Here is a 2,171-nt window from a genome sequence, read left to right as displayed (position 1 = left end):
GGACTCGGCGGCGCCGATGACAGCATCCGGCGCGCCACGCTGGCCGCGCAAGGGATTGGCCGAATTGGTGCGCCGGATCCGTCCGCCGGAGCGCCGCAGGAGCCAGCCATCAAAGATCGCCCCGGTCGCCGCCGGCCAGCCTTCGCGGCATGCCTGCTCGACGCGCCAGTTGAGATCATCGTCGCCGGCGCTCACGCGTCATCCTCCCGCAGCGCTTCCTCCATGAACGCCTGCGGATCGGTACAGAAGTCGCGCATCATGCGAAAATGATCGGTATCGCTGAAATCGGTCGGGTCGAGCCCGAAGCGGCTGATGCGGAACAGCCGCGCGCCGGGACAAGCCATCAGCAGCGGCGAATGCGTCGCCATGATCACTTGCGCGGTGCCCGACTGGTCCATGCGCCGCAGCATCTTGAGCAGCTCGATCTGTCGCGTCGGCGACAGTGCGCTCTCGGGTTCGTCAAGGATGTAGATGCCCTGCCTGCGGCAGCGCTCCTCGAAAAATCGGATAAAGCCCTCGCCATGCGACCAGGACAGGAAGTCCGGCGGCGCCCCGCCAGACTGCAGCGCTGCCTGATCGAGATAGCGGGCCACGGAGTAGAAGGATTCGGCGCGAAAGAACCAGCCGGCGGTGACTTTCGGCAGCCAGTGACCACGGAATGCGTTGGCCAACGCAGCACCACTCTTGTCGATAGCGCTGGAATGGTCGACTGGCATATATCCCTTGCCGCCGCCGGCTTCGTCATAGCCGGCCAGTGCGCCGATCGCCTCGAGCAGCGTCGATTTGCCGGTGCCGTTCTCGCCGACAATGATGGTGATCGGCGTGGTGAATTCGAGTTCGAACTCATGGCCGCGAAACAGCGGTAGATTCCAGGGATATTTCTCCCAGTCCGCCACGCGCTCGGCGTCGAGCAGGATGCGCTTCAGATAGGGAGCCTTTAGCCGCGTCAGCTGCTTGCGATGGGCCATCAGCCAGGTAGCGAAATCGTGCCGTCTTCCGCGATCGGAAAGGCAGGATTGTGCGCCACTTCCCAGACATGCCCGTCGGCGTCGGCGAAATAGCCGTACCAGCCGCCCCAAAAGGCCCGGCCGGCCGGCTTGACGATGCGGCCGCCGGCTTTTTCCGCCCTGGCGAGCACGTCGTCGACTTCGGCGTCGGAACGAGTGTTGTAGGCGAGGTAGACCGCCGATGGCGCCGCGGCGAAGGCGATGCCGGAATCCTCTTCTGCGCTGGCGCGCGGGAACAGGCCGAGGATGACGCCGCCCATCTGGAAGAAGGCGACCCCGTCGGTGATGGCGGCATGCCGCTTCAAGCCCATCTCTTCGTAGAAGCGCACGGCGCGGTCTAGATCATCGGTAGCAATGGTGATGATGGAGATGCGCGGTTCCATGACGTTCTCCTTACTCGTCCTTCCATTCCGGCTTGCGCTTGCCGATGAAGGCGCCGATGCCCTCCTCCGCGTCGCGCGCAAGCATGTTCTCGACCATGATCCGGCCGGTATAGGCATAGGCGTCCGCGAGGCCCATTTCAGCCTGGGCGTAAAAGGCTTCCTTGCCGGTCTTGACCACCAAAGATGATTTGGAAGCAATGGTTTGCGCGTATTTGGTGACGATCTGATTCAGGTATTCGCGCGGCACGACGCGGTTGACCAGGCCGAACTCCTTGGCGGTCGCCGCATCGATCGTCTCTCCGGTCAGCAGCATCTCCATGGCATGCTTGCGCGAAACGTTGCGCGACAGCGCCACCATCGGCGTCGAGCAAAACAGCCCGATATTGACGCCCGGCGTGCAGAAGGTCGCTTCGTGCGAGGCGATCGCCAGATCGCAGCTGGCGACCAGTTGCAGCCCAGCGGCGGTGGCAAGGCCGTCAACCTCGGCGATCACAGGCACGGGATGGCGCACGATGGCCTGCATCAGCGTCGCACAAGCGGCAAACGTCTCTGCGAAGAAGGCCTTGCCATGATCGGCGTCAGTGCGGCGCGCCGTCATTTCCTTGAGATCATGGCCGGCGCAGAACACCTTGCCGGCCGCCGACAAAACGATGACGCGAACGGCCTTGTCGGCCTTGGCGCGCTCGAGTTCGGCCGTCAGCGCCGCCATCACCGCCAGCGACAGCGCGTTGGCTGGCGGATTGGCGAGCGTCAGGCGCAGCACGCCCTTGTCCAGTTGTGC

General features: G+C 64.2%; 3 protein-coding genes and 1 pseudogene. All 4 read right to left on the bottom strand.

Annotated features, from left to right (window positions below; translation table 11 throughout):
• Nucleotides 1-195: pseudogene (locus EN893_RS30255) on the bottom strand (GNAT family N-acetyltransferase); the annotation flags it as partial.
• Nucleotides 192-968: an AAA family ATPase gene (locus tag EN893_RS30250; protein WP_127268569.1), complete on the bottom strand. Its 777-nt coding sequence runs from the start codon at nt 966-968 to the stop codon at nt 192-194. The gene EN893_RS30250 and the pseudogene EN893_RS30255, both read right to left, overlap by 4 nt.
• On the bottom strand, nt 968-1,390 hold the full coding sequence (locus tag EN893_RS30245) for a VOC family protein (RefSeq protein ID WP_127268568.1): 423 nt from the start codon (nt 1,388-1,390) through the stop codon (nt 968-970). Before EN893_RS30245 ends, EN893_RS30250 begins: the two co-directional genes overlap by 1 nt.
• Before the next feature lie 10 nt (nt 1,391-1,400).
• Nucleotides 1,401-2,171 (bottom strand): enoyl-CoA hydratase (locus tag EN893_RS30240; protein WP_128362032.1); only part of this gene is annotated, 771 nt, incomplete at its 5' end.

Source organism: Mesorhizobium sp. M7A.F.Ca.CA.004.04.2.1 (genome assembly GCF_004022825.1).
In the GTDB taxonomy this organism is placed as follows: Bacteria; Pseudomonadota; Alphaproteobacteria; order Rhizobiales; family Rhizobiaceae; genus Mesorhizobium.
The sequence above is the reverse complement of the archived record's forward strand: the minus strand, read 5'-3'. Positions and strand labels throughout refer to the sequence as shown.

What these genes read in the sequence shown, in the direction of transcription:
- EN893_RS30250 (WP_127268569.1), bottom strand. Translation starts at nt 968, where the DNA reads ATGGCCCATCGCAAGCAGCTGACGCGGCTAAAGGCTCCCTATCTGAAG.
- EN893_RS30245 (WP_127268568.1), bottom strand. Translation starts at nt 1,390, where the DNA reads ATGGAACCGCGCATCTCCATCATCACCATTGCTACCGATGATCTAGAC.